The 23,231-nt window shown below is 67.9% G+C and carries 18 protein-coding genes; 16 read left to right on the forward strand and 2 right to left on the reverse strand.

Features of this window, described 5'->3' with window-relative positions; translation table 11 throughout:
- Positions 1–24: 24 nt before the first annotated feature.
- On the reverse strand, positions 25–918 hold the full coding sequence (locus tag WBG79_RS14650) for a class II glutamine amidotransferase (protein ID WP_337357838.1): 894 nt from the start codon (positions 916–918) through the stop codon (positions 25–27).
- 174 nt (positions 919–1,092) lie between these two features.
- On the opposite strand from WBG79_RS14650, the gene WBG79_RS14655 reads away from it, so the two are divergent.
- The 8 genes from WBG79_RS14655 to trxC all read left to right on the forward strand — a co-directional run bounded on the left by WBG79_RS14655 (position 1,093) and on the right by trxC (position 9,886).
- Positions 1,093–1,818, forward strand: a complete 726-nt coding sequence (locus tag WBG79_RS14655; protein WP_337357839.1) for a helix-turn-helix domain-containing protein — start codon at positions 1,093–1,095, stop codon at positions 1,816–1,818.
- The gene (locus WBG79_RS14660) at positions 1,815–3,065 is read left to right on the forward strand and encodes a sarcosine oxidase subunit beta family protein (protein WP_337357840.1); all 1,251 of its coding nucleotides are present in this window, start codon (positions 1,815–1,817) and stop codon (positions 3,063–3,065) included. The genes WBG79_RS14655 and WBG79_RS14660 overlap by 4 nt, the downstream gene beginning before the upstream one ends.
- 44 nt (positions 3,066–3,109) lie before the next feature.
- Entirely contained in the window at positions 3,110–3,373 is a 264-nt protein-coding gene (locus tag WBG79_RS14665; protein ID WP_337357841.1) for a sarcosine oxidase subunit delta, read from the forward strand.
- Positions 3,370–6,342, forward strand: coding sequence for a sarcosine oxidase subunit alpha family protein (locus tag WBG79_RS14670; RefSeq protein ID WP_337357842.1), 2,973 nt, complete (start codon positions 3,370–3,372; stop codon positions 6,340–6,342). Before WBG79_RS14665 ends, WBG79_RS14670 begins: the two co-directional genes overlap by 4 nt.
- Entirely contained in the window at positions 6,335–6,886 is a 552-nt protein-coding gene (locus WBG79_RS14675) for a hypothetical protein (RefSeq protein ID WP_337357843.1), read from the forward strand. The genes WBG79_RS14670 and WBG79_RS14675 overlap by 8 nt, the downstream gene beginning before the upstream one ends.
- A gap of 403 nt (positions 6,887–7,289) precedes the next feature.
- A complete protein-coding gene (locus WBG79_RS14680; protein ID WP_337357844.1) occupies positions 7,290–8,624 on the forward strand; it encodes an amidase in 1,335 nt (444 codons plus the stop codon).
- Between the two features lie 480 nt (positions 8,625–9,104).
- Complete coding sequence (locus WBG79_RS14685; RefSeq protein ID WP_337357845.1) at positions 9,105–9,449, forward strand: ArsR/SmtB family transcription factor; 345 nt, start codon at positions 9,105–9,107, stop codon at positions 9,447–9,449.
- Positions 9,450–9,454: 5 nt separating this feature from the next.
- Positions 9,455–9,886: a thioredoxin TrxC gene (trxC, locus tag WBG79_RS14690; protein ID WP_337357846.1), complete on the forward strand. Its 432-nt coding sequence runs from the start codon at positions 9,455–9,457 to the stop codon at positions 9,884–9,886.
- Positions 9,887–9,981: 95 nt separating this feature from the next.
- Here trxC and WBG79_RS14695 read toward each other — a convergent pair whose 3' ends face one another.
- Complete coding sequence (locus WBG79_RS14695; RefSeq protein ID WP_337357847.1) at positions 9,982–11,274, reverse strand: NAD(P)/FAD-dependent oxidoreductase; 1,293 nt, start codon at positions 11,272–11,274, stop codon at positions 9,982–9,984.
- A gap of 132 nt (positions 11,275–11,406) precedes the next feature.
- Between WBG79_RS14695 and WBG79_RS14700 the strand changes: the two genes are divergently transcribed.
- The 8 genes from WBG79_RS14700 (at position 11,407) to WBG79_RS14735 (ending at position 22,730) form a co-directional block, all read left to right on the forward strand.
- Positions 11,407–11,739, forward strand: a complete 333-nt coding sequence (locus WBG79_RS14700) for a rhodanese-like domain-containing protein (protein ID WP_337357848.1) — start codon at positions 11,407–11,409, stop codon at positions 11,737–11,739.
- 75 nt (positions 11,740–11,814) lie between these two features.
- Complete coding sequence (locus WBG79_RS14705) at positions 11,815–12,015, forward strand: YgaP family membrane protein (RefSeq protein WP_337357849.1); 201 nt, start codon at positions 11,815–11,817, stop codon at positions 12,013–12,015.
- A 13-nt stretch (positions 12,016–12,028) separates the two neighbouring features.
- On the forward strand, positions 12,029–12,979 hold the full coding sequence (locus tag WBG79_RS14710) for an efflux RND transporter periplasmic adaptor subunit (RefSeq protein ID WP_337357850.1): 951 nt from the start codon (positions 12,029–12,031) through the stop codon (positions 12,977–12,979).
- Entirely contained in the window at positions 12,976–16,191 is a 3,216-nt protein-coding gene (locus tag WBG79_RS14715) for an efflux RND transporter permease subunit (protein ID WP_337357851.1), read from the forward strand. The genes WBG79_RS14710 and WBG79_RS14715 overlap by 4 nt, the downstream gene beginning before the upstream one ends.
- A 2,207-nt stretch (positions 16,192–18,398) precedes the next feature.
- Positions 18,399–18,893 (forward strand): hypothetical protein, encoded by a 495-nt coding sequence (locus tag WBG79_RS14720; protein ID WP_337357852.1) that lies wholly within the window; start codon positions 18,399–18,401, stop codon positions 18,891–18,893.
- Between the two features lie 18 nt (positions 18,894–18,911).
- Entirely contained in the window at positions 18,912–20,042 is a 1,131-nt protein-coding gene (locus WBG79_RS14725) for a P-loop NTPase fold protein (RefSeq protein ID WP_337357853.1), read from the forward strand.
- Positions 20,043–20,058: 16 nt separating this feature from the next.
- Positions 20,059–21,471: an ATP-binding protein gene (locus WBG79_RS14730; RefSeq protein ID WP_337357955.1), complete on the forward strand. Its 1,413-nt coding sequence runs from the start codon at positions 20,059–20,061 to the stop codon at positions 21,469–21,471.
- Between the two features lie 176 nt (positions 21,472–21,647).
- A complete protein-coding gene (locus tag WBG79_RS14735; protein WP_337357854.1) occupies positions 21,648–22,730 on the forward strand; it encodes a hypothetical protein in 1,083 nt (360 codons plus the stop codon).
- The last annotated feature ends 501 nt before the right edge of the window (positions 22,731–23,231 follow it).

The following is a 23,231-nucleotide window of genomic DNA, read 5'->3' on the forward strand; positions in this document are numbered from 1 at the left end:
CCTCCGGAACGGGGGTCGTCACCGTCAGTGCTCCCAGAAGTAGACCCGGGCGGGCTCGGGCTCCCAGACGCGCGCCTCCGCGATGCCGGGGAGCCGAGCCATGGCGCGGTATTCGGAGCCGAAGGCCACATAACGGCCGGTCTCGGCCATCACCGCGGGCTTGCAGGCGATCGGGTCGCGGACGACGCCGAAGCCGTGGCGCGTGCCGACCACGAAGGTGAAGAAGCCGTCGAGGTCCTGGAGCGTCCCTTCGAGCGCCTCGCCGAGGTTGCAGCCCTCCGCGAGCCGGGCCGAGATGTAGGCGGCGGCCACCTCGGTGTCGTTCTCGGTCTCGAAGGTGAGGCCTTTCCTGATCAGCTCGCGTCGCATGTTGTTGTGGTTCGACAAGGACCCGTTGTGAACGAGGCACTGGTCGGGCCCGGTCGAGAAGGGGTGCGCGCCCATGGTGGTCACGGCGGATTCCGTCGCCATGCGGGTGTGCCCGATCCCGTGCGTGCCGGCCGCGCCCGCGAGGCCGAAGCGGTCGACCACCGTTCGCGGCAGACCGACCTCCTTGTAGATCTCGATCGCCTGGCCCTCGCTCATGAAGCGCAGGCCGGGCCGGGCCGCCGCGGCCGCTGCCTTCAGGGCCGCCCCGTCGACACCGCCGGCGACGACCGCGTGGTTCGCCTTGACCGTGACGGTCACCGGCGTGCGGAGCGAGACGGACAGGGCGTCGTCCAGTCCCGGGAAATCGACCTCGGGACGGGCGGACTGCACGGTCACCTTGGCACCGCCGCCCTCGCCGGCGCCGTAGATGGCGATGCCGGCGCTGTCCGGGCCACGGTCGGTCAGGGACACCAGCATGTCCGACAGGAGCGCGCCGAGCTGCGGCTCCATGCCCTTGTCCTTCAGAAACAGTCCGACGATGCCGCACATGCCTGCCGTCCCGCCTGGCGCGCCCGGCGAACCGGCCACCCGGCCGGACGCGAGGCGCCGCATCCCGGTTCAGCTCTAGCACCCGGCCGACCAGCACTCAACTGCAATGAATGAATTATTCCTATGAAGAAAACAGAGAGGCGAGCCCCGACGGCCTGTGCTAGAAGCTCGCGCATGGTCAGGACTCCCGAGTCTCCGTCCACACCCCCGCCCGCGACCGGCGCCGGCCCGCAGCCGCCCGCCGCCGCGCGCCCGCTCGGCCCCGCCCTCAGCCAGGACCCGCACCGCGTCCGCGAGGCGCGCGAAATGGTGCTGGAGGTCGCGATCGGGCGCGAGGTGCGCGAGCTCAGGAAGAAGCTCGGCATCACGGTCGCCGAACTGGCCGCCGCCACGGAGCTCTCCGTCGGCATGCTCTCCAAGATCGAGAACGGCAACACCTCGCCGTCGCTGACCACCCTGCAGGCCCTCGCCCGTGCGCTCGGCGTGCCGGTCACCGCCTTCTTCCGACGCTTCGAGGAGGAGCGCGGCGCGGTCTTCGTGAAGGCCGGCGAGGGCGTCGACGTCGAGCGCCGGGGCACCCGCGCCGGCCACGCCTACACGCTCCTCGGCCACATCGGGGCCAACTCGGGCGGCGTGACGGTCGAGCCCTACCTGATCACCCTCAACGAGGCCTCGGACGTCTTCCCCACCTTCCAGCACGAGGGCCTCGAGTTCCTCTACATGCTGGAGGGCGAGGTCACCTACCGGCACGGCGCGAAGCTCTACCCGATGCAACCGGGCGACAGCCTCTTCTTCGACGCCGACGCGCCGCACGGCCCCGAGACGCTGACCAGCCTGCCGGCCCGCTATCTCTCCATCATCTCCTACCGCCAGGGCGGCGCGACGGAGCGCGATCCATGACCTACTCCGTCCTTTCCCTCGTCGCCAACGCCTTCTCGGGCCACCGCCGCTGGACCCCGGCCTGGCGCAAGGCGGCGCCGAAGCCGTCCTACCAGGTCCTGGTGGTCGGCGGCGGCGGCCACGGCCTCGCCACCGCCTACCATCTCGCCGCCACCTACGGGATCCGCGACGTCGCGGTCCTGGAGAAGGGCTGGATCGGCTCGGGCAACGCCGGCCGCAACACGACCATCATCCGCTCCAACTACCTGCTGCCCGGCAACATCCCCTTCTACGAACTCTCCATGCAGCTCTGGGAGCGGCAGGAGCGCGACCTGAACTTCAACACGATGGTCAGCCAGCGCGGCGTGCTGAACCTCTACCATTCGGACGGCCAGCGCGACGCCTATGCGCGCCGCGGCAACGCCATGCGGCTCCACGGCGTGGACGCCGAACTGCTCGACCGCGAAGGCGTCCGCGCGCTGGCGCCCTTCCTCGACTTCGACAACGCCCGCTTTCCCGTCATGGGCGGCCTCCTCCAGCGGCGCGGCGGCACGGCCCGGCACGACGCCGTCGTCTGGGGCTACGCCCGCGCCGCCGACCGCCTGGGCATCGACATCGTCGAGGGCTGCGAGGTGCTTGGCTTCCTGCGCGAGGGCGACCGGATCGTCGGGGTGGAGACCAGCCGCGGCGAGATCCGGGCCGGCAAGGTCGGGCTGGCGGTCGCCGGCAACACCTCGCGGGTCGCCGCCCGCGCGGGCCTGAAGCTGCCGATCGAGAGCCACGTCCTGCAGGCCTTCGTGTCGGAGGGGCTGAAGCCGCTGATCCCCGGGGTCATCACCTTCGGGGCCGGCCACTTCTACATCAGCCAGTCCGACAAGGGCGGCCTGGTCTTCGGCGGCGACATCGACGGCTACGCCTCCTACGCCCAGCGCGGCAACCTGCCGGTCATCCGCGACGTCTGTGAGGGCGGCATGGCCCTGATGCCGATGATCGGCCGCGCCCGCATCCTGCGCCACTGGGGCGGCATCATGGACATGTCGATGGACGGCTCGCCGATCATCGACCGGACCCCCGTGCCCGGCCTCTACCTGAACGCCGGCTGGTGCTACGGCGGCTTCAAGGCGACCCCCGCCTCGGGCATGACTTTCGCTCATCTCCTCGCCCGCGACGAACCGCACCCCGCCGCCGCCCTCCTCCGCCTCGACCGCTTCCGAAACGGCCTCGTGGTCGACGAGAAGGGCGCCGGCGCCCAGCCGAACCTGCACTGACCCCCCATGGCCCGCGCTCTCCCCGCCCTCGCCGGATCCCGCCGATGCTGATCCCCTGCCCCTATTGCGGGCCGCGCGACGCGGCCGAGTTCGTCTACCGCGGCGACGCCGCGCCGAAGCGTCCGCCCGAGGGCGCCGGCGAGGAGGCGGCCTTCGACTACGTCTACCTGCGCGACAATCCCGCCGGGCCGGTCGAGGAACTGTGGTGGCACCGGGCGGGCTGCCAGTCCTGGCTGGTGGTCGGCCGCGACACCCGCACCCACGTCGTCTCCGGCGCCCGCCTCGCCGCCGAGGAGGTGCGTCCGTGACCGGCCATCGCCTGCCGACGGGCGGCCTGATCGACCGCACCCGCCCCCTCGGCTTCCGCTTCGACGGCCGGTCGATGCGGGGCTATGCGGGCGACACGCTGGCCTCCGCGCTGCTCGCCTCCGGCACGCGCCTCGTCGGCCGCTCCTTCAAGTATCACCGCCCCCGCGGCCTCTTCGCCGCCGGCCCGGACGAGCCGAATGCCCTCGTGGAGATCGGCACGGGCCCCCGGCGCGATCCGAACACCAAGGCGACCCTGGTCGAGCTCTACGAGGGCCTGGAGGCGACCAGCCAGAACCGCTGGCCGTCGCTCGGCTTCGACCTGATGGCCGTCAACGGGCTCTTCTCGAAGCTCTTCGTCGCCGGCTTCTACTACAAGACCTTCAAGTGGCCCTCGGCCTTCTGGGAGAAGCTCTACGAGCCCGCGATCCGCCGCGCCGCCGGCCTCGGCCGCCTCTCCGGCGAACCGGACCCGGACGCCTACGAGACGGCGACCGCCCATGCCGACCTGCTCGTGGTCGGCGCGGGCCCGGCCGGCCTGATGGCCGCGCTGGCCGCCGGGCGCGCGGGCGCCCGGGTGATCCTGGCGGAGAGCGGCCCCCGGCTCGGCGGCGCCCTCCTGGAGGAAACCGGGCCGGTCGGCGGACGCGCGGCGGTGGAGGTCGCGGCGGCCCTCGAGGCGGAGCTCGCGAGCCTGCCGAACGTCCGCATCCTCCGGCGCACGACCGTGTTCGGCGCCTACGACGGCGGCGCCTTCGGGGCGCTCGAGAAGGTGTCGGACCACCTCGCCGCCCCGCCCCCCGGCGCGCCGCGCCAGCGGGCCTGGACGCTCCGGGCGAAGCGCGCCGTGATCGCCGCCGGCGCCACCGAACGCCCGATCGTGTTGCCCGGCAACGACCTGCCGGGCGTCATGCTGGCCGGCGCCATCCGCACCTACGCCCTCCGCCACGCCGCCGCCGCCGGCCGCGCCGTGACGCTCTTCACCGCCCACGACGCCGGCTGGCGCGCCGCCCGCGACCTCGCCGCCGCCGGCGTCGAGGTCAAGGCCGTGATCGACCCTCGCCCCTCCGTGGCCGCGGTTCTGAGGCAAGGGGTCGAGGCCTGGGGCATCGGCGCGCTGGCGGGCAGCCGCGTCCGCCGGGCGCTCGGCCGCGGCAGGATCGAGGCGATCGAGGTCGAACGCGACGGCGGCGGCACGACCGTCGTCCCGACCGACGCGCTGGGCCTGTCGGGCGGCTGGCAGCCCAACATCCAGCTCGGCACCCATCTCGGCCACCGTCCGGTCTGGTCGGAGGAGCACGCCGCCTTCCTGGCCGGCGACCTGCCGCCCGGCCTCCGGATGGCCGGGGCCGCCGCCGGCGCCCGCACCCTCGCCGCCGCGCTCGACGGCGGAGCCCGGGCCGGAACCGAGGCGGCCGCCGACCTCGGCTTCGCCGCGACCCTGCCGGAGCTGCCGAAGACCGAGGACGAGCCCGCGGCGCTCGCCGCCTTCTGGCACGTGGCCGCCGATGGCAAGGCCTTCGTCGATCTCCAGCACGACGTCACCGCCGACGACGTCGCGCTCGCCGCCCGCGAAGGCTACGTCTCGGTCGAGCACCTGAAGCGCTACACCACGCTCGGTATGGCAACCGACCAGGGCCGCACCGCCAACCTCAACGGCCTCGCGATTCTCGCCGGGCTGACCGGCCGCAGCATCCCCGAGACCGGCATCACGACCTGGCGCCCGCCCGTCGAGCCGGTCGCCATCGCGGCCCTGGCCGGTCCGCACCGGGGCAAGGACTTCCGCCCGACCCGCCTCCTGCCGACCCATCCGGTGTCCGTGGAGCTCGGCGCCGAGATGGTCGAGATCGGCCCCTGGCTGCGGCCGGCCTGGTTCCCGCGCCCGGGCGAGGCGGACTGGCTGGCGTCGGTCATCCGGGAGGTCACGGCGGTCAGGACCGCGGCCGGCGTCACCGACATGTCGACGCTCGGCAAGATCGAGGTCTTCGGCGCCGACGCCGCCCTCTTCCTCTCCCGCCTTCATGCCAATTCGGTCATGAAGCTCGCCGTCGGGCGCTGCACCTACGGGCTGATGCTGCGCGAGGACGGCTTCGTCCTCGACGACGGCACAATCGCCCGCATCGGCCCCGAGCACTTCGTCATGACCTGCTCGACCGCCCATGCCGCCAAGGTCTGGGAACACGTTGAGTTCTGCCGGCAGGTGCTGTGGCCGGAGCTCGACGTGGCGGTCCAGTCTGTCTCCGAGCAGTGGGCGCAGCTCGCCCTGGCGGGTCCCCGATCGCGCGAGATCCTCGCCCGGGTCGCGGACCCTGGCACGGACGTGTCGAACGAAGCCCTGCCCTTCGCGGGCTTCCGCCCGGCGACGGTGCTGACCGGCGTGCCGGCCCGGCTGTTCCGTCTCTCCTTCTCGGGCGAGCGCGCCTACGAGATCGCCGTCCCGGCCCGCCAGGGCGCGGCGCTGATGCGCGCCATCCTGGCGGCCGGGCGCGACGTCGGCATCGTGCCCTACGGGCTCGAATCGGTCGGCGCCATGCGGATCGAGAAGGGGCACCCGGCCGGCGGCGAGCTCAACGGGCAGACCACCGCGCACATGCTGAACCTCGGCGGCTTCGCGGAGCGCACCCACGACTGCGTCGGCCGCGTGCTGGCCAACCGTCCGGCCCTCAAGGACCCCGCCCGCGGCCGCCTCGTCGGCCTGAAGCCGGTCGACCGCGCGGCGCGCGTCCGGGCCGGCGCCCACCTCGTGCCGGCCGCAGGACCGGTCGGCGCGGAGACGGACCAGGGCTGGGTCACCTCCGCCCACTACTCCCCGACCCTCGGCCACTGGATCGCGCTCGGCATCCTGGCCCACGGGGACACCCGCCACGGCGAGGTCGTCCGCGCCGCCGACCCGCTGCGGGGCAGCGAGATCGCCGTGGAGGTCGTCGCCCCCTGTTTCGTCGACCCCGAAGGGAGCCGCGCCCGTGGCTGAAGTCACGTCCCCTCCGCCCGCGACCCTGACGCCGGCCGAGCACGCCCTCGTGCTGGTGACCGCCTCCGCGGCCCGCCGCCCCGCCGCCGAGACCGCCCTGGCGGCCGGCTTCGGGACGGCGCCGCCGGCCGGCCCAGAGGTCCGGATGGCCGGCTCCGTCGCCATCCTGGGCCTCGGCCCCGGCCGCTGGCTGCTGGCCGCCCCGGACGCCACCGGCCCGGGCCTCCTCGCGCGCGCCGGCGCGGCGCTCGGGGCGACGGCGCTCGCCACCGACCAGTCGGACGCCCGCGCGGTCTTCCGCCTCGCGGGCCCGCGGCTCGCCGACCTCCTGGAGCGGATCACGGCCCTCGACCCGCAGGGGCCCGAACTCGCCGTCGGGGCCGCGGCGGCCACCGACGTGATGCAATGCCCGGCCTGGCTCTGGCGCCCGTCCGCCGACGCAATCCTGGCCGCCGTGCCGCGCTCCTACGCGGCCGACTTCGAACGCACCGTCGCGCAAGCGGCGGCCACGCTGGCCGCGGCCCTCGCCGCCGCGAACGCCTGATCGGGGCACCCCGCAGGCCTCGGCTCATCGGCCCTGTATACAATGAAGCGCGACCGCACCCATGGTTTTCAAGGGGCCTGAGGCTCGGCGATCGGCGCGCCGTGCCGTCGGTCCGCCGTCGGTCCGCCGTCGCGCACAATCCCTGCGCAGTATACCGAAGTCGGGCTGCCTACGCGCTAACACCAGCGCAGCGCGGGCTCATTTTTTCCAAATGAATTGATCGACTTAGCCTTTCGGGGCCCTGCTCAAACTTAGTCCATCCGCCGGCATTGTATCCAAAGACCGCGCCACCTATCGTGGCGGCATCGCCGGCCCCGCCGCCACCGATCCTTGTCCGGTCGCGGCCCGCCGGCCTCCCTCCGCGCGCACAGCCCGCGCCCCGTCTTCCCGCGAGGACCCGCCGATGAACGCTCCCGTCAAGATCGAGACCCAGCCCTGGCGGATGTCCGCCGCCGAGGCCTCCGCCCTCATCCTCGCCCGCAAGATGAGCGTCGAGGAACTCACCCGCTCCTGCCTGGCGCGCATCGCCGAGCGCGACGCGGACGTGAAGGCCTGGGCCTGGCTCGACCCCGACCGGGCGGTCCGCAAGGCGCGCGAGCTCGACAAGGTGCTGATCCACGCCGGCCCGAAGAGCCGGCTGCACGGCATTCCGTTTGGCGTCAAGGACATGATCGACACCGCCGAGATGCCGACCACCAACAACTCGCCCATCTACGCCGAGAACCAGCCGAGCCACGACGCCAACGTGGTGCGCATCATGAAGGCCCACGGCGCCTTCGTGCTCGGCAAGACCGACACGGTCGAGTTCGCCGCCGGCGGCCGCAAGGCCCTGACCCGCAACCCGCACGACTTCGCCCGCACGCCCGGCGGCTCGTCCTCGGGCTCCGGCGCGGCAGTCGGCGATTACCAGGTGCCGATCGCCTTCGGCACCCAGACCGGCGGCTCCCACATCCGTCCGGCGAGCTTCAACGGCTGCTACGGCATCAAGCCGACACACAACACCATCTCGTGGTCCGGCGCCCGCCACCTCTCCCCGACGCTCGACACGCTCGGCTGGTACGGCCGCTCGGTGGACGACCTGATCATGGTCGCCGAGGCGGTGCGGGTCTGGGGGATCGCGGAGCTGGCCCCCGTGTCCGTGGCCGGGCTGAAGGTCGGCTTCGCCCGCACGTCCAACTGGGTGAAGGCCGAGCCGGCGACCGTCGACGCCATGGAGCGCGCCCGCAGCCTGCTCGCCGCGGCCGGCGCGATCGTCACCGACCTGGAGCTGCCGGCCCCCTTCTCCGGCCTCAACGACGCCCAGCGGGTGGTCATGAACGGCGAGGGCCGGGTCCAGTTCCTGCCCGACTACCTGCAGAACTACGAACTGCTGCACGAGGACTTCCGCAAGAAGGTGGAGAACGCCGAGGGCTTCACGCCCGCCCAGCTCCTCGCCGCCTGGGACCTCGCCGCCGCGTGCCGGCCGGTCTTCGACGGCCTGTTCGGACCCGACCTGGACGTGATCCTGACGCCGTCCTCCTGCGGCGAGGCGCCGTTCAACCCGTCCGAGACGACCGGCGACGCGGTCATGAACTCCATGTGGACCCTGCTCCACGTGCCCACCGTCAACATCCCCGGCCACACAGGCCCGAACGGCCTGCCCGTCGGCGTCACCCTGGCGGGCCCCCGCCTCGGCGACGCCCGGCTGCTCGCCATCTCGAAGGCCGTCGCCCCGGTGATCGACCCGCTGGCCGCCTGACCGTCGGGCCGGGAGGGGCCGGCGATCCCGGCCGCGCCCTCTCGGTCCGCACTCCCGGCCACCCCCTCTCGGTCCGCAGTCACGGCTACCCCCTCTCCGTCCGCAGTCCCGGCCGGAGCGAAGCGGAGAGCCGGGAACCAGCGCCCTCCGCCCGCCGCAACGCATCCATCTGCCGCCCGCGCTGGATCCCGGATCTGCGGCGCTCACGCGCCTTGTCCGGGATTGCGGTGGCGAGGTGGGAGCGGCGCGGCGGTGTCCCCCGCGTGGCACCCGCGTGGGCGTCCGGGGACTAACCCCCCATCGCCCACGCGCGCCCCGGGGCAGTCCGCCGACCAGCCTCTTCCCGCTCCCTCTTGTGTTTTAGTAATTGCGAATATACTTTAAGGGACTTGCATGGCAGTCGCCCGCGCGGAATCCTGTCGGCGCCACGCGCGGACAGTGCCGGGAGTCCTGCCGGACCCGGGCCGTTGGAAGGGAACCATGGACAAGGCCGGACCGGATGTCGGGACTGCGGACCAGTGCGGCTCCGCGTCGGAACTGGAGATCCTGGAGGGCAAGGCCGACCAGGCGGCGCGCCTGCTCGCCGCGCTCGGCAACACCAAGCGGCTCCTCGCGCTCTGCCGGCTGAAGGACCAGGAAATGAGCGTCGGCGCGCTCGCCGATGCGGTGGGGCTCAGCCAGTCGGCACTGTCCCAGCATCTGGCGCGCCTGCGCGACATCGGCATCGTGGCGACCCGGCGGGAGAGCCAGACCATCTACTACCGCCTCGCCTCCGAGGACGCCCGCCAGCTGATCACGCTGCTCTACAACATCTATTGCCGGTGACCGTCATGACCCACGTCGTCTGCCCGGCCTGCCAGACGGTGAACCGCGTTCCCGAGGAGCGCATGGCCGACTGGCGTAAGGCCCGCTGCCCGAAATGCAGCGGCAGCCTCTTCGCCGCAGCCCCCATCGAAGCCTCCGCGGACCTGCTGCAGCGCACGGTGGAGCGCTCCGACCTGCCGGTCGTGGTCGATTTCTGGGCCGCCTGGTGCGGCCCTTGCCGGATGATGGCGCCGGCCTTCGCGGAAGCCGCCGCGCGGCTCGCCCCGAACGCCGTGTTCCTGAAGGTCGACACCGACGCCGAGCCGGAGCTGTCCGCCCGGCTCGGGATCCGCTCGATCCCGACCCTGATCCTGTTCCGCGGCGGCCGCGAGGCCGCCCGCCAGGCGGGCGCGCTGACGGCGCCGCAGATCGCCCAGTGGGTGGCCCGCGCGTCCTGACCGTCGATCGCCCGCGCGCGTCCTGACGGCCCGGGCCGCACGAAAGCAAGGGCGACCCGGACCGCCGGACCGCCCCTCATGAACCGTGCCCGACGTCAGGCGGTCTCCTCGACCTTTATCGCCTTCAGCTTGTCGATGCCGAGCGCCTGCAAGGCGAGCCGCTCGTAGAAGGGCTCCGACTTGCCAATCCGGATCTTGCGCAGGAAGTAGCGTTCGAAGCCGATCTTGGCCGCGTGGACCCAGCGCCCGGAGGCCGACCAGTTGACGTTGCGCGGCGGGATCTGCGGCTGCGCCACGAAGGCCACGCCCCCGTCGCCGAAGTCCGCGAGGCACACCGCGTTCCAGGTCGCCTCCGCGTCCGGCGCCAGCCCCTCGATCAGCCGGGCGATGTTGTGGGCCGTAGCGGTGACCATGCTCTCGATCATGAAGCCGGTCTTGGGCACGCCCACGGGCACCGGCGTCTTGCCGATGGGCGGGATGGCGACGCAGACGCCGACCGAGAAGACGTTCGGAAAGGCCGGGTTGCGCTGGTGCTTGTCGGCCAGGATGAAGCCGCGCGGGTTCGTGAGGCCGGGGATGTCGCGCACCGCCGGGACGCCCCGGAAGGCCGGCAGCATCATCGCATACGCGAAGGGCAGGTCGTGCGACGTCTTCAGGCTGCCGTCCTCGGCGAGCTCGGAGACGGCCATGCGCCCCGCCTCGACCCGGTCCACCTTGGCGTTGCAGATCCACTTCACGTGATGCTGCCGCATCTCGCTCTCGAGCAGGCCCTTGGTGTCGCCGACCCCGTCGAGGCCGAGGTGACCGATATAGGGCTCGGCGGTCACGAAGGTCATCGGCACCCGGTCGCGCACCTTGGCGTCGCGCAGCGCCTTGTCGAGCACGAAGGTGAATTCGTAGGCGGGCCCGTAGCAGGACGCGCCCTGGGCCGCGCCGATGATGACCGGACCGGGATTCTTCACCAGCCGGTCGAAGGCCTCCTTGGCCTTGAGCGCGTGATCGACATGGCAGATCGACTGCGTGTGGTGCTCGGGGCCGAAGCCCTCGATCTCGTCGAAGGCGAGGTCCGGCCCGGTCGCGACGACCAGGTAGTCGTAATCGACGAAAGCCCCCGTCGTCAGCTCGATCCGGTTCTCGGCCGCATGCAGCCGCGCCGCGCCCTCCGGGTGGAGGCGGATGTCGCGCTTGGCGAACACCGGCTCGAGGTCGACCTCGATCGCCTCGCGGTCGCGCCAGCCGACGGCGACCCAGGGATTGGAGGGCACGAAGGAGTATTTCGTCCCCTTGTTGACGACCGCGATCTCGTGCGCCTTGCCCAGCAGGTCCCGGAGCTCGTAGGCCATGATGACGCCGCCGAGACCGGCGCCCAGAACAGCAACCCGTGCCATGGATGAACCTCCCTGTCGCCCGCCCTCTCCGGGGCCGGCCGTCGGAGCCGGCGGCCTCGATATTCGGCTTGCGGCTTCGCTATCACCAGTATATTAGAAAATACGAAAACACAAACGGAAAAGGAGGCCCCGATGTTCGGCTTTCGACGCAAAACCGTGAACACCCTCACGCCGCAGGAGGTGCAGGAGCGCCTGGCGGCGGGCACCATCACGCTCGTCGACGTGCGCGAACCGGCGGAATGGGCTGACGGCCGCATCCCGGGTGCCGTCCACGTGCCGCTCTCCGCCTTCGCCGAGCGTGCGAGGACCATTCCCGAAGGAAAGCCCGTCGTGTTCTACTGCCTCTCGGGCGGGCGCTCCGGCCGTGCCCTGGCGCTGTGCAAGGACCTCGGTCTCGCGCACGATACGCACATGGCCGGAGGGATCTCGGCCTGGCGGGCGCAAGGCCTGCCCGTGACCCGCTGAAATGGTCGGCGCGGGCCCTTGTCATCCGCCGAATTAATTAGTATATGCTAATATACAAACACAAGGGAGTGTCCCATGACCCTCGACCGTAGCGTCCTCGCCTTCGCCGGAGCCATGGTGCTCCTGTCCGTCCTGCTCACCGCCTTCGTGCACCCCTACTTCGTCTGGTTCACGGTCTTCATCGGCCTGAACCTCATCCAGTCCGCCTTCACCGGCTTCTGCCCGGCCGCTTCCGTGTTCAGGGCGCTCGGGATCAAGCCCGGCTGCGCGTTCTGACGAGGACGCCCCCATGCGCCTGCCCCTCGCCGCCCTCCTCGCCGGCCTGGCCTCGCCCGCCCTGGCCGGCACGGTCGTGGTGTCGCCCGTCACCATTCCCGAATGGAAGGCCGTCTACGGCCGGGTCGAGGCGCGCGACACCATCCCGGCGCGCGCCCGGCTCGGCGGCACCCTCGTCGACCTCCGGGTCAGCGAGGGCGACAGCGTCAAGGCAGGGCAGCGCCTGGCCATCGTGCGCGACGACAAGATCGCGTTCCAGGTCTCGGCCCTCGACGCCCAGTTGAGGGCCCTGCAGGCGCAGCTCCAGAACGCCGAGAGCGAGCTGTCCCGCGGCCAGACCCTGGTCGAGCGAGGGGTCGCCACCGCCCAGCGCCTCGACCAGCTGCGCACCCAGGCGGACGTCTACCGCAGCCAGATCGCCGCCACCGAGGCGCAGCGCCAGGTCATCCTCCAGCAGGGCACCGAAGGCGAGGTGCTCGCTCCGGCCGACGGCAAGGTCCTGACCGTCCCGGTCACCCGCGGCGCCGTGGTGATGCCCGGCGAGCCCATCGCCACCATCGGCGCCGGCGGGTTCTTCCTGCGCCTCGCCATCCCCGAGCGCCACGCCTCCCTGCTCAAGGAAGGCGCGGCACTCGCCGTGGAAACGGGGGTCGAGACGGTCGAAGGGCGCCTCGCCAAGATCTATCCGCAGATCGGCAACGGCCGCGTCGTCGCCGACGTCGAAGTGCGCAACCTGCCGACCGCCTATGTGGACGCGCGCCTCCTGGTGCGCGTGCCGATCGGCGAGCGGACGGCGCTGCTCGTCCCCGCCGGCGCGGTCGCGTCCCGCTCCGGGCTCGACTTCGTGACCGTGAAGGGCCCGCAGGGGACGACCGAACGGTCCGTCGTCCTCGGCGAGCGCCGGGGCGACGCGGTCGAGGTGCTGACCGGATTGCGGCCGGGCGACGAGGTGGTCACGCCATGAAGCTCGGCCTGGCCGGCAGCCTGACGCGGACCTTCATCGGCTCCGCGCTCACCCCGCTCTTCCTCCTCGCCGCCCTCGCCATGGGCCTCGTCGCGCTCGTCACGCTGCCGCGCGAGGAGGAGCCGCAGATCTCCGTGCCCATGGTCGACATCCGCGTCTCCGCGCCGGGCCTGCGGGCCGAGGACGCGGTGAAGCTCGTCACCGAGCCGCTCGAGACCATCGTGACGGGGATCAACGGGGTCGAGCACGTCTACTCGCAGACCCGCGACAACGGCGCGACCGTCACAGCCCGCTTCGTCGTCGGCACCTCGTCGGACGCCGCGGTCCTGCGCGTCCACGACAAGGTGCGGGCCAACATGGACCGCATCCCGGTCGGCATCCCCGAGCCGCAGATCGTCGGCCGCGGCATCGACGACGTCGCCATCGTCTCCCTGACGCTCGCGCCGAGGCCCAGCGTTGCGGCCGACGTGACCGCCGCCGACCTGACCCGCATCGCCCGCGAGCTCCGCGCAGAGGTGGCGAAGGTCGAGAATGTCGGGCTCACCTACCTGGTCGGCGAGACCGGCGAAGCGATCCGGATCGCCCCGAACCCGGAGAAGCTCGCGCTCTACGGCATCACCCTGCAGCAGCTCTCTGCCAAGGTGACGGCCGCCAACCGGGCCTTCCCGACCGGCCTCGTGCGCGACGGCGGCGAGCAGATCGAGGTCATGGCCGGCGAGACCCTGCAGACCCCGGCGGCAGTCGGCGACCTGCTGCTGACCGCCCGCGACGGGCGTCCGGTCTACGTCCGCGACGTGGCGGACATCGCCTTCGCCACCGCGACCGGCGAGACCTACGTCGCCTACGTGACCCGCGGCGCCGACGGCGCGATGGTCCGCGTGCCGGCCGTCACGCTGGCGGTCGCCAAGCGGGCCGGCGCCAACGCGGTGACGGTGGCCCACGAGATCCTGGGGCGCGTCGAGGGCCTGCGCGGGTCGCTGATCCCGGACAGCGTCGACGTGGCGGTCACGCGCGACTACGGCGACACCGCCAACGAGAAGGCGAACGAGCTCCTTTTCCACCTCGGCCTCGCCACCCTCTCGATCATCGCCCTGGTCTGGCTCGCCATCGGGCGCCGCGAGGCCTTCGTGGTGGCGATCGTCATCCCGGTGACGATCCTCCTGACCCTCTTCGCCGCCCGGCTGATGGGCTACACGCTCAATCGCGTCTCGCTCTTCGCCCTGATCTTCTCGATCGGCATCCTGGTCGACGACGCCATCGTGGTCATCGAGAACATCGCCCGCCACTGGGGCATGGCGGACGGCCGCTCGCGGCGGGACGCCGCCGTGGAGGCGGTCGCGGAGGTCGGCAACCCGACCATCGTCGCCACCCTGACGGTCGTCGCCGCCTTGCTGCCGATGCTCTTCGTCAGCGGCATGATGGGCCCCTACATGAGCCCTATCCCCGCCAACGCCTCGGCGGCGATGATCTTTTCCTTCTTCGTCGCCGTGATGGTGACGCCTTGGCTGATGCTGAAGGTCGCCGGCCGGGCGCCGGTCCACGGCTCCGACTCCGGCCACGGCGCGCTCGGCCGCGCCTACGCGGTGGTCGCCCGGCCGATCCTGCGGTCCAAGGGCGCGAGCTGGGCCTTCCTCCTGGCCGTCGGCGTCCTCACCCTCGGCTCCCTGGGGCTGTTCTACACCAAGGACGTCACCGTCAAGCTGCTGCCCTTCGACAACAAGTCCGAGCTCGCCGTCACCATCGACCTGCCCGAAGGCGCCTCCGTGGAGGCGACGGACGCGGTCGCGCAAGGCATCGCCCGGGTGGCGCTCGGCCTGCCCGAGGTGGTCTCCGTCCAGACCCACGCCGGCACGGCCGCGCCCTTCAACTTCAACGGCCTCGTGCGCCATTCCTATCTTCGGGCGGAGCCCCAGCTCGGCGACGTCCAGCTGAACCTCACCCCGAAGGGCGAGCGTTCGCGCGCGAGCCACGACATCGCCCTCGACCTGCGCCGCCGGATCGCCGAGGTCCCGGTCCCGGCCGGCACCTCCCTGAAGGTGGTCGAGCCGCCGCCCGGCCCGCCCGTGATGGCGACCCTGCTCGCCGAGATCTACGGGCCGGACGCCGACACCCGGCGCCGGACGGCCGCCAAGGTGGAGGAGGCCTTCCGGTCCGTTCCCTTCGTGGTCGACATCGACAACAGCTACGGCACGCCCGCCCGCCGCCTGCGCGCGACCATCTCGACCGACGACCTGGAGTTCTTCCGCGTCGAGGAGAGCGACGTCTTCGACACGCTCAGGATCCTCAACGGCTCCTCAACGGTGGGCTACTCCCACCGGGGCGGCGGCCGGGCCCCCATTCCGATCGTGCTGGAGCGCCCGAAGTCCGAGCGCGTCGTCGACGAGCGCAGCCTGACCACGCCGATCCCCGCCAACGTGCTGCCGGGCGACCGCGGCGTGGTGGAACTCGGCGACGTGGTGCGCACCCGCGTCGAACCGGCGAGCTTCCCCGTGTTCCGCCACAACGGCCGCTACGCCGAGATGGTCACCGCAGAACTCGCCGGCGCCTTCGAGGCGCCCCTCTACGGCATGCTCGCGGTGCAGGACGCCCTCGACCGCCAGGACTGGACGGGCCTGACCCGCCCCGCGGTGGCGCTCCACGGCCAGCCCGCCAGCGAGGCGAAGCCGACCCTCCTGTGGGACGGCGAATGGGAGGTGACCTGGGTGACCTTCCGGGACATGGGCGCGGCCTTCGGGGTGGCGATGCTCGGCATCTACATCCTGGTCGTCGCCCAGTTCGGCTCCTTCAAGCTGCCGCTCGTCATCCTGACACCGATCCCCCTCACCTTCATCGGCATCCTCGGCGGGCACTGGCTGTTCCACGCGCCCTTCACGGCGACCTCGATGATCGGCTTCATCGCGCTCGCCGGCATCATCGTCCGCAACTCGATCCTGCTCGTCGACTTCGTCCGTCACGCGCCGCGTGAAGCGCCCGGCGAGGGTCCGGGGGCGGCCCCCGTCGCGCGGCCGCTGACCGACATCCTGATCGAGGCCGGCTCGATCCGCTTCAAGCCGATCCTGCTGACCGCGCTCGCGGCGATGATCGGCGCGGCCGTGATCCTGACCGACCCGATCTTCCAGGGCCTCGCCCTCTCGCTCCTCTTCGGGCTCGCCTCCTCGACCCTGCTGACCGTCCTGGTCATCCCGGCCATCTACCGGGTGCTGAGGACCTGAGGCGCGGCGTCGCCGGTCAATAGGCGGAGCGCTTCGCCAGCGCGAGGCCGAGCCCCACCAGGGCGGCCCCCGACGCATACCGCAAGCGCCGGACGAGGGACGGCCGACCACAGGGGCCGGCCGAATTCCCAATTTCCAGACGCCCGGAGAGCTCTGGAACTCGTTGAAAAGATTGGCGACCCCGGTTGGACTCGAACCAACGACCAACAGCTTAGAAGGCTAGTTCCACCCCTTGATTTCATTGCACTTGGCTTGGCACGGGAGTCAAGGGGTCGGTCCGGAATGCTTGGCACGGCAAGACAGCATGGACTAGTTCGTGACAAGCGCGATTGATCGGGAGACCTCAGCAACGCTCACGCGCGCGCACTCTCGTCCTTCGAGTCAAGCGCGAGCAGAGCTATTGTAACAGAGGTCGGAACTGTCGAAATTCGCCGGGCGTGCCGGATTCAACGTGACCTAAGTTTATAGATTCACGCCGAAGCCCCTATCCCTCGACCACGGTTATCTCCGGCCCTGCCTGATGCGGCCTCCGGAAGCGGGCGTACGGAGCATCAATCGAGGCTGATTCCCGCCCGCGATCTGCCCGCAGCGCGCGCTTACAGGGCGCTGCGCCTCAGGATCGTTCCGGCAGACGGACCGATCAAAGCCCAGCAAACCCTAAAGGAAACCGCCGATGCCGAAGGTTCCGCAGGAGACCACGTCTTACGATGGCCCTGTCGGGACGATGGGAATCGGCTGAACGAATAAGAGGGGCTCGAGGCTATTCGCGGTCACTACGAGTTCCGGTCAAGGCGACGATCATCGTGGCGGTACCTGTCGCAAGTGCAGCCGCCGCGAAGGTAAGGCTTGTGCCGTGCGCTATTGCTTCGGCTCCGGCCATGGCGCCCTGAGCGAGACCGGATGCCGGCGCGCAGCGGGAGGCCGCGATGGAGGCGCCGGCCAGGAGACCGACAATCGCGTCACGTTGAGCAGGCCAGAATTGGCCGCGGCGCTGGGACGTGGCGCTGCCCATCCCTGACGTGTTGTTGGCAGCCTGGAGCAAGGCATAACCGATTTGTAAGCCCGACCAGCGGCACCAAATAGCCGATCAGACCGAAGGCGAGGAGCGCGACGGTCAGGATGATGGAGCCTATTGTCATCACGGCGAGGCCGGCGGCGACGATCGCCGTCGACCGACCCGGTCGGTGAGGTGTCCGGCGGGCCGTCCGACCAGGGCCGAGACGATGGGGCCGACCGACATGACCATGCCGCGGGTCCAAGCCGAGAGCCTCGAGAGGTGGAAAGGCCCGATCACCAAGGTCGCCATCACAACCATGGAGACCAGTACGTTGATGAGCAAACCTATGCCCAAGCCGGCTCGCGCAGCAGCCGAGCGGCAGTAGCGGCGCGGCGGAACGGGTTTTGATTCGAACGAATAGCGCGATTCCGACGCCGGCGAGCGGCAGCAGCGGAACGGTCGCCTGCACAGCGCCGGTCCCCGCGAAGCAGCCGGCCAATAAAGTCAGTCCCAGCGCCGCTGCCCCAGCCGCGTCGTAGCGCCTGCGCATCAGCCCTGAAGCCACATCGTCGCCGGGCAGGCTGCGCCGGAGAACGATCGGCGTGACCGGTGTAACGGACACGTTCACCTGGAAGACGGCCGGCCAGTCGAGAGCAACGACCAGACATCCCCGAAAGAGGGTCCGAGCGCCGTATTGGCTGTCGACATCGCGCCAACGGTCCCCATGGCCCGGCCCATACGGTCCGAAGGTTCGACCGCGTTCACGAAGGCGACTGTAAAGGCCAGCATCGCACAGCCGCCGGCACCCTGGATTGCCCGCCCCCACATCGCCCATATTGATGATCCGTAGTTGGAATAAAAACAATTGCCCGCTGAGCTATCTGCACCAAAGACAATGGACCGCTGTTCCGACTGACAGTATTAACTTCACCATCATTCCTGCCAAAATGACCTTTACCTTACCGAGTACACGTTCTCCTCCCGCGCGACTAGACTAAAAGGCGACGCTGAGCGCCTTTCCTAGTTCGGCGCGGCGACTAACAATTTCAGGATTGCGTAATCTTCAATGCGAGATCCGGTCGTAAGCGAATCGCCTAAACAGTACCCGTCATGTCACTGAGTGTGTTATCGAAAGCTGGTACTGGCCACGAATCAGGGCTTTGGCGACGAGGAAGCGCAGCACGAACTATGTGGAGCTGGACGCATCGTCATGACGGCTTGGCTCACAATCCATACGCGCAGGGTGCTGGGTGCATTCATCGAGACGCTTGGTCCGCTTCAGGGTTGGGAGCGCCTCTTTCTTATCAGCCCGTGGCTATCAAGCTTCGGTAAGGAATGCGGCATGAGCTTCGAGCAGTTCACGAAGCGCGTCCGCGACGACCGCCCTAAGGTCTATGTGGTAACTCGTCCCCCGGAATTCGACTGGCACAGGCAAGCGGTAGACGCTCTCGCCGCCACAAAGAGCGCCAACATCGCCCTCCTCCCCGGACTGCACGCCAAACTCTTCGTGGCCGAAACCAAATCCATGTCGATCTCTATGATCACATCCGCAAACTTTACGGCCCAGTCCCTGAACAACCAAGAGATAGGTCTCTTGATCAGAGGGAAGGGAGACGGTCAAGCGCTTGTCCATCGGCTTCAGCGCGAAGCTACAGAAATCTACCGTACCGAGGGCCGCAAACTCGTAGCCCAGAGAAACCTTTGAGGGAGAAGCATGGACACGATGAAAGACTGGTTCGGGCTCGCGAATGCCCACACGGATTTCTTCGTGAATAACGAGACTGACAGGCGTGTCCTCTTCGCGAGATCCGAATTGAACTCGCAATTGCAGTCGCGGTTAGCCCGTTGCTTCCGCACCTCGTACCCACCTAAGATGGTTCTATACGGCAACTGGGGAGCAGGTAAGACGCATACGATGCGCCACGTCGAATACGAACTCGAGCAAAACCAGAACTACAAGGCCCGCACGTTCTTCGCTGAATTGCCTGACGTCACCAAGAAGTCAACTTTCCAAGTGGCGCACGCTGCCTTCATGGACTGCATGAGCCAGGATAACGTCAGGCGTTGGTTTTCGTTATACCATGCCAAGAAGGCCCAAGACACTGAAGAACTTGTCCGTAAGTTCACCCAGTCAGGCGACATCGCGAAGGCATTCATGTCCCTCCTTTTGCCCGGGGAAGGTGCCCGCATCGCTTGGGACTGGCTCCGAGGAATTGAACTCAAGAGCGCCGATGCCCGGACGGTCGGCCTACCAACCTGTCTCGAGCAGTCGACACAGTTAGTCGCGGTCCTCCGGATGATTGGTCTTATCGTCTCCGAAATTGAAGATCGGGTACTCATATGGTTACTCGACGAGGCTGAAAAGCTCAAAGACGTAACGGACGGCATTCCCCACTGGACCGCATCTCTGAGGCATCTCTCCGACGTCCAGAATCGACAACTCGGCTTCATCATCGCCGCCTCTTTCCGCGATCTCGACGATGGCCCAGATGCCCTTGTCGATCTGCAAGTCCGCACCCGCATAGGCGAAACCAATTATCTTCAACTGCCTGACTTCCAGGCGGATCAGGCTGAAGAGTTCTGCAAGGCGTTACTTGCCGACTGGATCGATCCCCAAATACGCGATCAGATCATCAAATCTTATCCCGCCGAACTCGACGGCGACCGAGCGGACCCGCAACTCTTCCCCTTCACCGATAAGGGTTTCGAAAAATTTGTGAACGACATCTGCTTGAGGGAAGGTAGCACCAACCCTCGCGGTATTCAGCAGGAGATGGACGCCGCTTTCAATCGGGCGATGGACGACAAACGGCACATCCTTTCCCGCGACTATCTTGACAGCGCGGCGGTATAGCGAACAGGCAGTGGACATGGCGCTTACACCTTGGCGGGTTAAACCCGCCCTTTCTCAGACGGTCAAAGAGGTCATCGTTGGGGCCCCGCCGGCGACGCAATCAAATGCACTTCTGCTGGGCCGCACGGCGGAGGTGACGCCTAATCCCGCAGCACCGGTATTTCTCTCTCATGGGAAGGAGCAAGTAGTGGCCGTCGTTGGAAAACGCGGTAGCGGGAAAACCTTCACGCTCGGCTGCATCGTCGAGGGCTTATCCACCAAGCAAATTCAAACCCCCGTGGGGAACTCGACCGACCGCCGCGGCGTCATCGTCTTCGACCCGCTTGACAACTACTGGACGATGCGGTTCCCGATCGTCGCCGGGGACAACGAGGAACTCAACCGTCTGCATGACGCTGCGTCTCGGCAAGGATTACTCAATCTAGAGTTCGACGTCGAATGCTGGCTTCCCGGGCGGACCTGCCGTCGGCAAACCGACCCCAAGTGGTTTCGTGTGCTGCTTCTAAAACCACGCAGCTTACTCCGTGAAGACTGGGAGTTGATGCTAAACGTAAATACAGTCAGTGACCCAGTGGGGCAGGCACTGCTAGACACCATTAGGTTGGCCTCCTATACCGGATATCAGAAAAACGGCCAGCAGGCCGGTCCGCGAGAAGACTATTCAATTACAGACATCGTCAATGCGGTAGATTCGGATACCAATTCGGCAGTCTATCATCCGGAAACCTTGCGGGCCCTTCGTCAACGACTACAGTCTATTGAGTCCCAGGGCATCTTCGATCCCGCCGGCACCAACATACAGGAACTGTCAGTCTCTGGCCGCGCGTCTATAATTCTCCTGAGTCGTGCCTCCGAAAGTCTACGCGAGATCATCATCTCGCTCGTTGTAAGAGGTCTAATGTCGGACCGGTCCGAAGCGTCTAACGTTAGGCGACTGCTCGCCGTGGACACCACGGCAGACGCGCAGGAACGGACCCGACTCGAAGCTTTCGCGGCGGCCGCAACCCCCAAGACAACCGTCTTCCTTGATGAGGCTCAGAATTTTTTGGCGCCGGACAGCAACGGGCCGTCCAAGGCGATCATCACCAAACTCGTCAAGGAAGGACGAAATTTCGGACTGTCGGTCGTATTGGCGACACAGCAGCCCTCGGCAATAGACAAGCGGATCCTAAGTCAGGTTGAAACGTTCATCGCCCACTCTCTCGTTACGGAAAGTGACATTCGGTCCGTCCGCGACAATCTTAAGTGCGATGCACCGGAATCAATTCAGTACTCGCAGGATGATTTGGATTTCGCCGCCGCACTCCGACGGTTGAGTTCGGGGCAATGCATCGTCTCCTCAAGCAACAACTCTCTCGCCGGGTTTAATCGATTATTTTTCATGAACGTAAGAGCAAGGGCTACTATGCATGGAGGTCTCGAATTGTGACCTCGGGGGCACTACTATATTCGACCGTGTTCCGTTCCCGTCTAGGGACTCTCAATCTATCTCTCGAGGCGAGCGACAAGTCGTTTGCGGCGCGCGAGCGAATAAGGCGCAGCCTCGAAAACAAGCTCAGAGCTAGAAAAAAAATCTCAATCCGCGATGCTGCGTGGCAACCACTATTGACCTATCTGGTCGACAAGGGCTTCGTCCGCAGGAGCGGCAAAGGCAAGTACAAGTACCGCTACGAGAAGGACGCCGTCGGAGTTGTGCGGCTATTAGATGCGAAGGACACGCCCATACTTGAGGGCGATTTCGCAATAGCCGACGTCTGGTTATCGGATGAACGTATTAGGTCGACTATCGGCGCACCGACCGTCGAAAACGTAGGTGAAGTGCTCGACTTCGCGATTCAGACCGAGATTATTTCGGCTTCGAAAGGGAATTGGACAAGTTCCGGTACCCTTGCCGCAGAGTTGCGTCGCGTCGGAGGCGAGACGGAGAACCCGTTCCTAATCGGACCTGAGATCGCGGTCTATGTCCGGACACTTTTCCGACTGGACGGTTGGACGCTCAAGGCCATCATTTCACGTTTCGCCGATATGCCAGACCCTTTCAACCGAGAGGACATGATCGAAAAGTTCGGTGAAATTGTAGTCGAAGTCGGCGGGATCGTGACGAAGGTCGTCAAGAATAAATCGACTGTAAAAGAGTACGCGGCTTTGACTGAACTGGTCGGGAGAAACATCAAAAAGCGTGCCGGGAAAACCGAGGAAGAAACAGTCAATCTCGGTGTGCTCGAACACAGGGTATCGCCTCGCCTCGAGTGGCTTACCGACCTCCGCGCCCTGGCCAAGACCCGACGGAACGCTTTCGAATACACAATGGGCGAGCAGGCCGCGTGTTTCCGCGCGGCGATGGAGAAATTGGGAGAGACGGAGGAGTCCCGCGACGAGGCGGCACTAGCCTTTCTCGTCGCCTCCGATTGGTCATCACGCGAACTCGCAAACTTTTGTGAAGCCGATCCGTTCACGGCGATCCTTAAAGCTTATGCTCTCGTCCGGCCGTCCATCGGCCCGGCCCGGATTGAAGACGTCGCTTACATGGCTGGGATCCTCATTCGCAATCCTAGCAAGAACGTCGCTGCACTATCTGAATACATCGTCGAGATTGCAAAGGAACGCGAAGAAGTGAGTGTGTCCGGTGATCGCTTCACCAGATCCCCCAAACTCGTTCACATCAAGGAGAAGCTCTGGAAGCAGTAAAAACTACTTGCCTTCCATTTCCGTTCGCCGAGGCCGGCGGGCAGGGTACTCCCCATCAACAACGCCACATAATGCCGGCGGGACCGACCATTATTTTCAAGGTATGCGTCAGGACATCCAGCTTCTTGGGTCAAGTCGAGCTACGACGTCGGTTAGGGGTGTACAGAACAGCGGCGCAGCGTCCGTCGGGTCGGGTCCCGGCAGAGATTCAGTTCCGGCGGCGAGCGCGGTCCGCGGATGGTTTGGCTGCCGTTGTGCGCAGGGCAATAGCGTATTTCACCTAAACCGTACGCATCCGGCGAGCACCACGGTCGCCGTCGTTGACAGCGTGGGGCTTCAGGCGGCGACCTGCTGATCCTGCTTCGGTTGCCAGTTCCAGGGCAGCAGTCCTTCGGTAAGCATCCGGCGAAGCCCGCGGGATATGGTAAGCGCTGTTCTCAGGCCACGGCCTCGGCGGCCGTCCTGCCGAATGCCCACGGCAGCAGTTCGTCGATCCGGCTC

Origin of the sequence: Prosthecomicrobium sp. N25 (genome assembly GCF_037203705.1) — a bacterium.
GTDB lineage: Bacteria > Pseudomonadota > Alphaproteobacteria > Rhizobiales > Ancalomicrobiaceae > Prosthecodimorpha.

Excerpts from the sequence above, each read along its gene's own strand:
- WBG79_RS14650 (WP_337357838.1), bottom strand. The coding sequence starts at position 918 with ATGTGCGGCATCGTCGGACTGTTTCTGAAGGACAAGGGCATGGAGCCG.
- WBG79_RS14655 (WP_337357839.1), top strand. The coding sequence starts at position 1,093 with ATGGTCAGGACTCCCGAGTCTCCGTCCACACCCCCGCCCGCGACCGGC.
- WBG79_RS14660 (WP_337357840.1), top strand. The coding sequence starts at position 1,815 with ATGACCTACTCCGTCCTTTCCCTCGTCGCCAACGCCTTCTCGGGCCAC.
- WBG79_RS14665 (WP_337357841.1), top strand. The coding sequence starts at position 3,110 with ATGCTGATCCCCTGCCCCTATTGCGGGCCGCGCGACGCGGCCGAGTTC.
- WBG79_RS14680 (WP_337357844.1), top strand. The coding sequence starts at position 7,290 with ATGAACGCTCCCGTCAAGATCGAGACCCAGCCCTGGCGGATGTCCGCC.
- WBG79_RS14685 (WP_337357845.1), top strand. The coding sequence starts at position 9,105 with ATGGACAAGGCCGGACCGGATGTCGGGACTGCGGACCAGTGCGGCTCC.
- trxC (WP_337357846.1), top strand. The coding sequence starts at position 9,455 with ATGACCCACGTCGTCTGCCCGGCCTGCCAGACGGTGAACCGCGTTCCC.
- WBG79_RS14695 (WP_337357847.1), bottom strand. The coding sequence starts at position 11,274 with ATGGCACGGGTTGCTGTTCTGGGCGCCGGTCTCGGCGGCGTCATCATG.
- WBG79_RS14700 (WP_337357848.1), top strand. The coding sequence starts at position 11,407 with ATGTTCGGCTTTCGACGCAAAACCGTGAACACCCTCACGCCGCAGGAG.
- WBG79_RS14705 (WP_337357849.1), top strand. The coding sequence starts at position 11,815 with ATGACCCTCGACCGTAGCGTCCTCGCCTTCGCCGGAGCCATGGTGCTC.
- WBG79_RS14710 (WP_337357850.1), top strand. The coding sequence starts at position 12,029 with ATGCGCCTGCCCCTCGCCGCCCTCCTCGCCGGCCTGGCCTCGCCCGCC.
- WBG79_RS14715 (WP_337357851.1), top strand. The coding sequence starts at position 12,976 with ATGAAGCTCGGCCTGGCCGGCAGCCTGACGCGGACCTTCATCGGCTCC.
- WBG79_RS14720 (WP_337357852.1), top strand. The coding sequence starts at position 18,399 with ATGACGGCTTGGCTCACAATCCATACGCGCAGGGTGCTGGGTGCATTC.
- WBG79_RS14725 (WP_337357853.1), top strand. The coding sequence starts at position 18,912 with ATGAAAGACTGGTTCGGGCTCGCGAATGCCCACACGGATTTCTTCGTG.
- WBG79_RS14730 (WP_337357955.1), top strand. The coding sequence starts at position 20,059 with ATGGCGCTTACACCTTGGCGGGTTAAACCCGCCCTTTCTCAGACGGTC.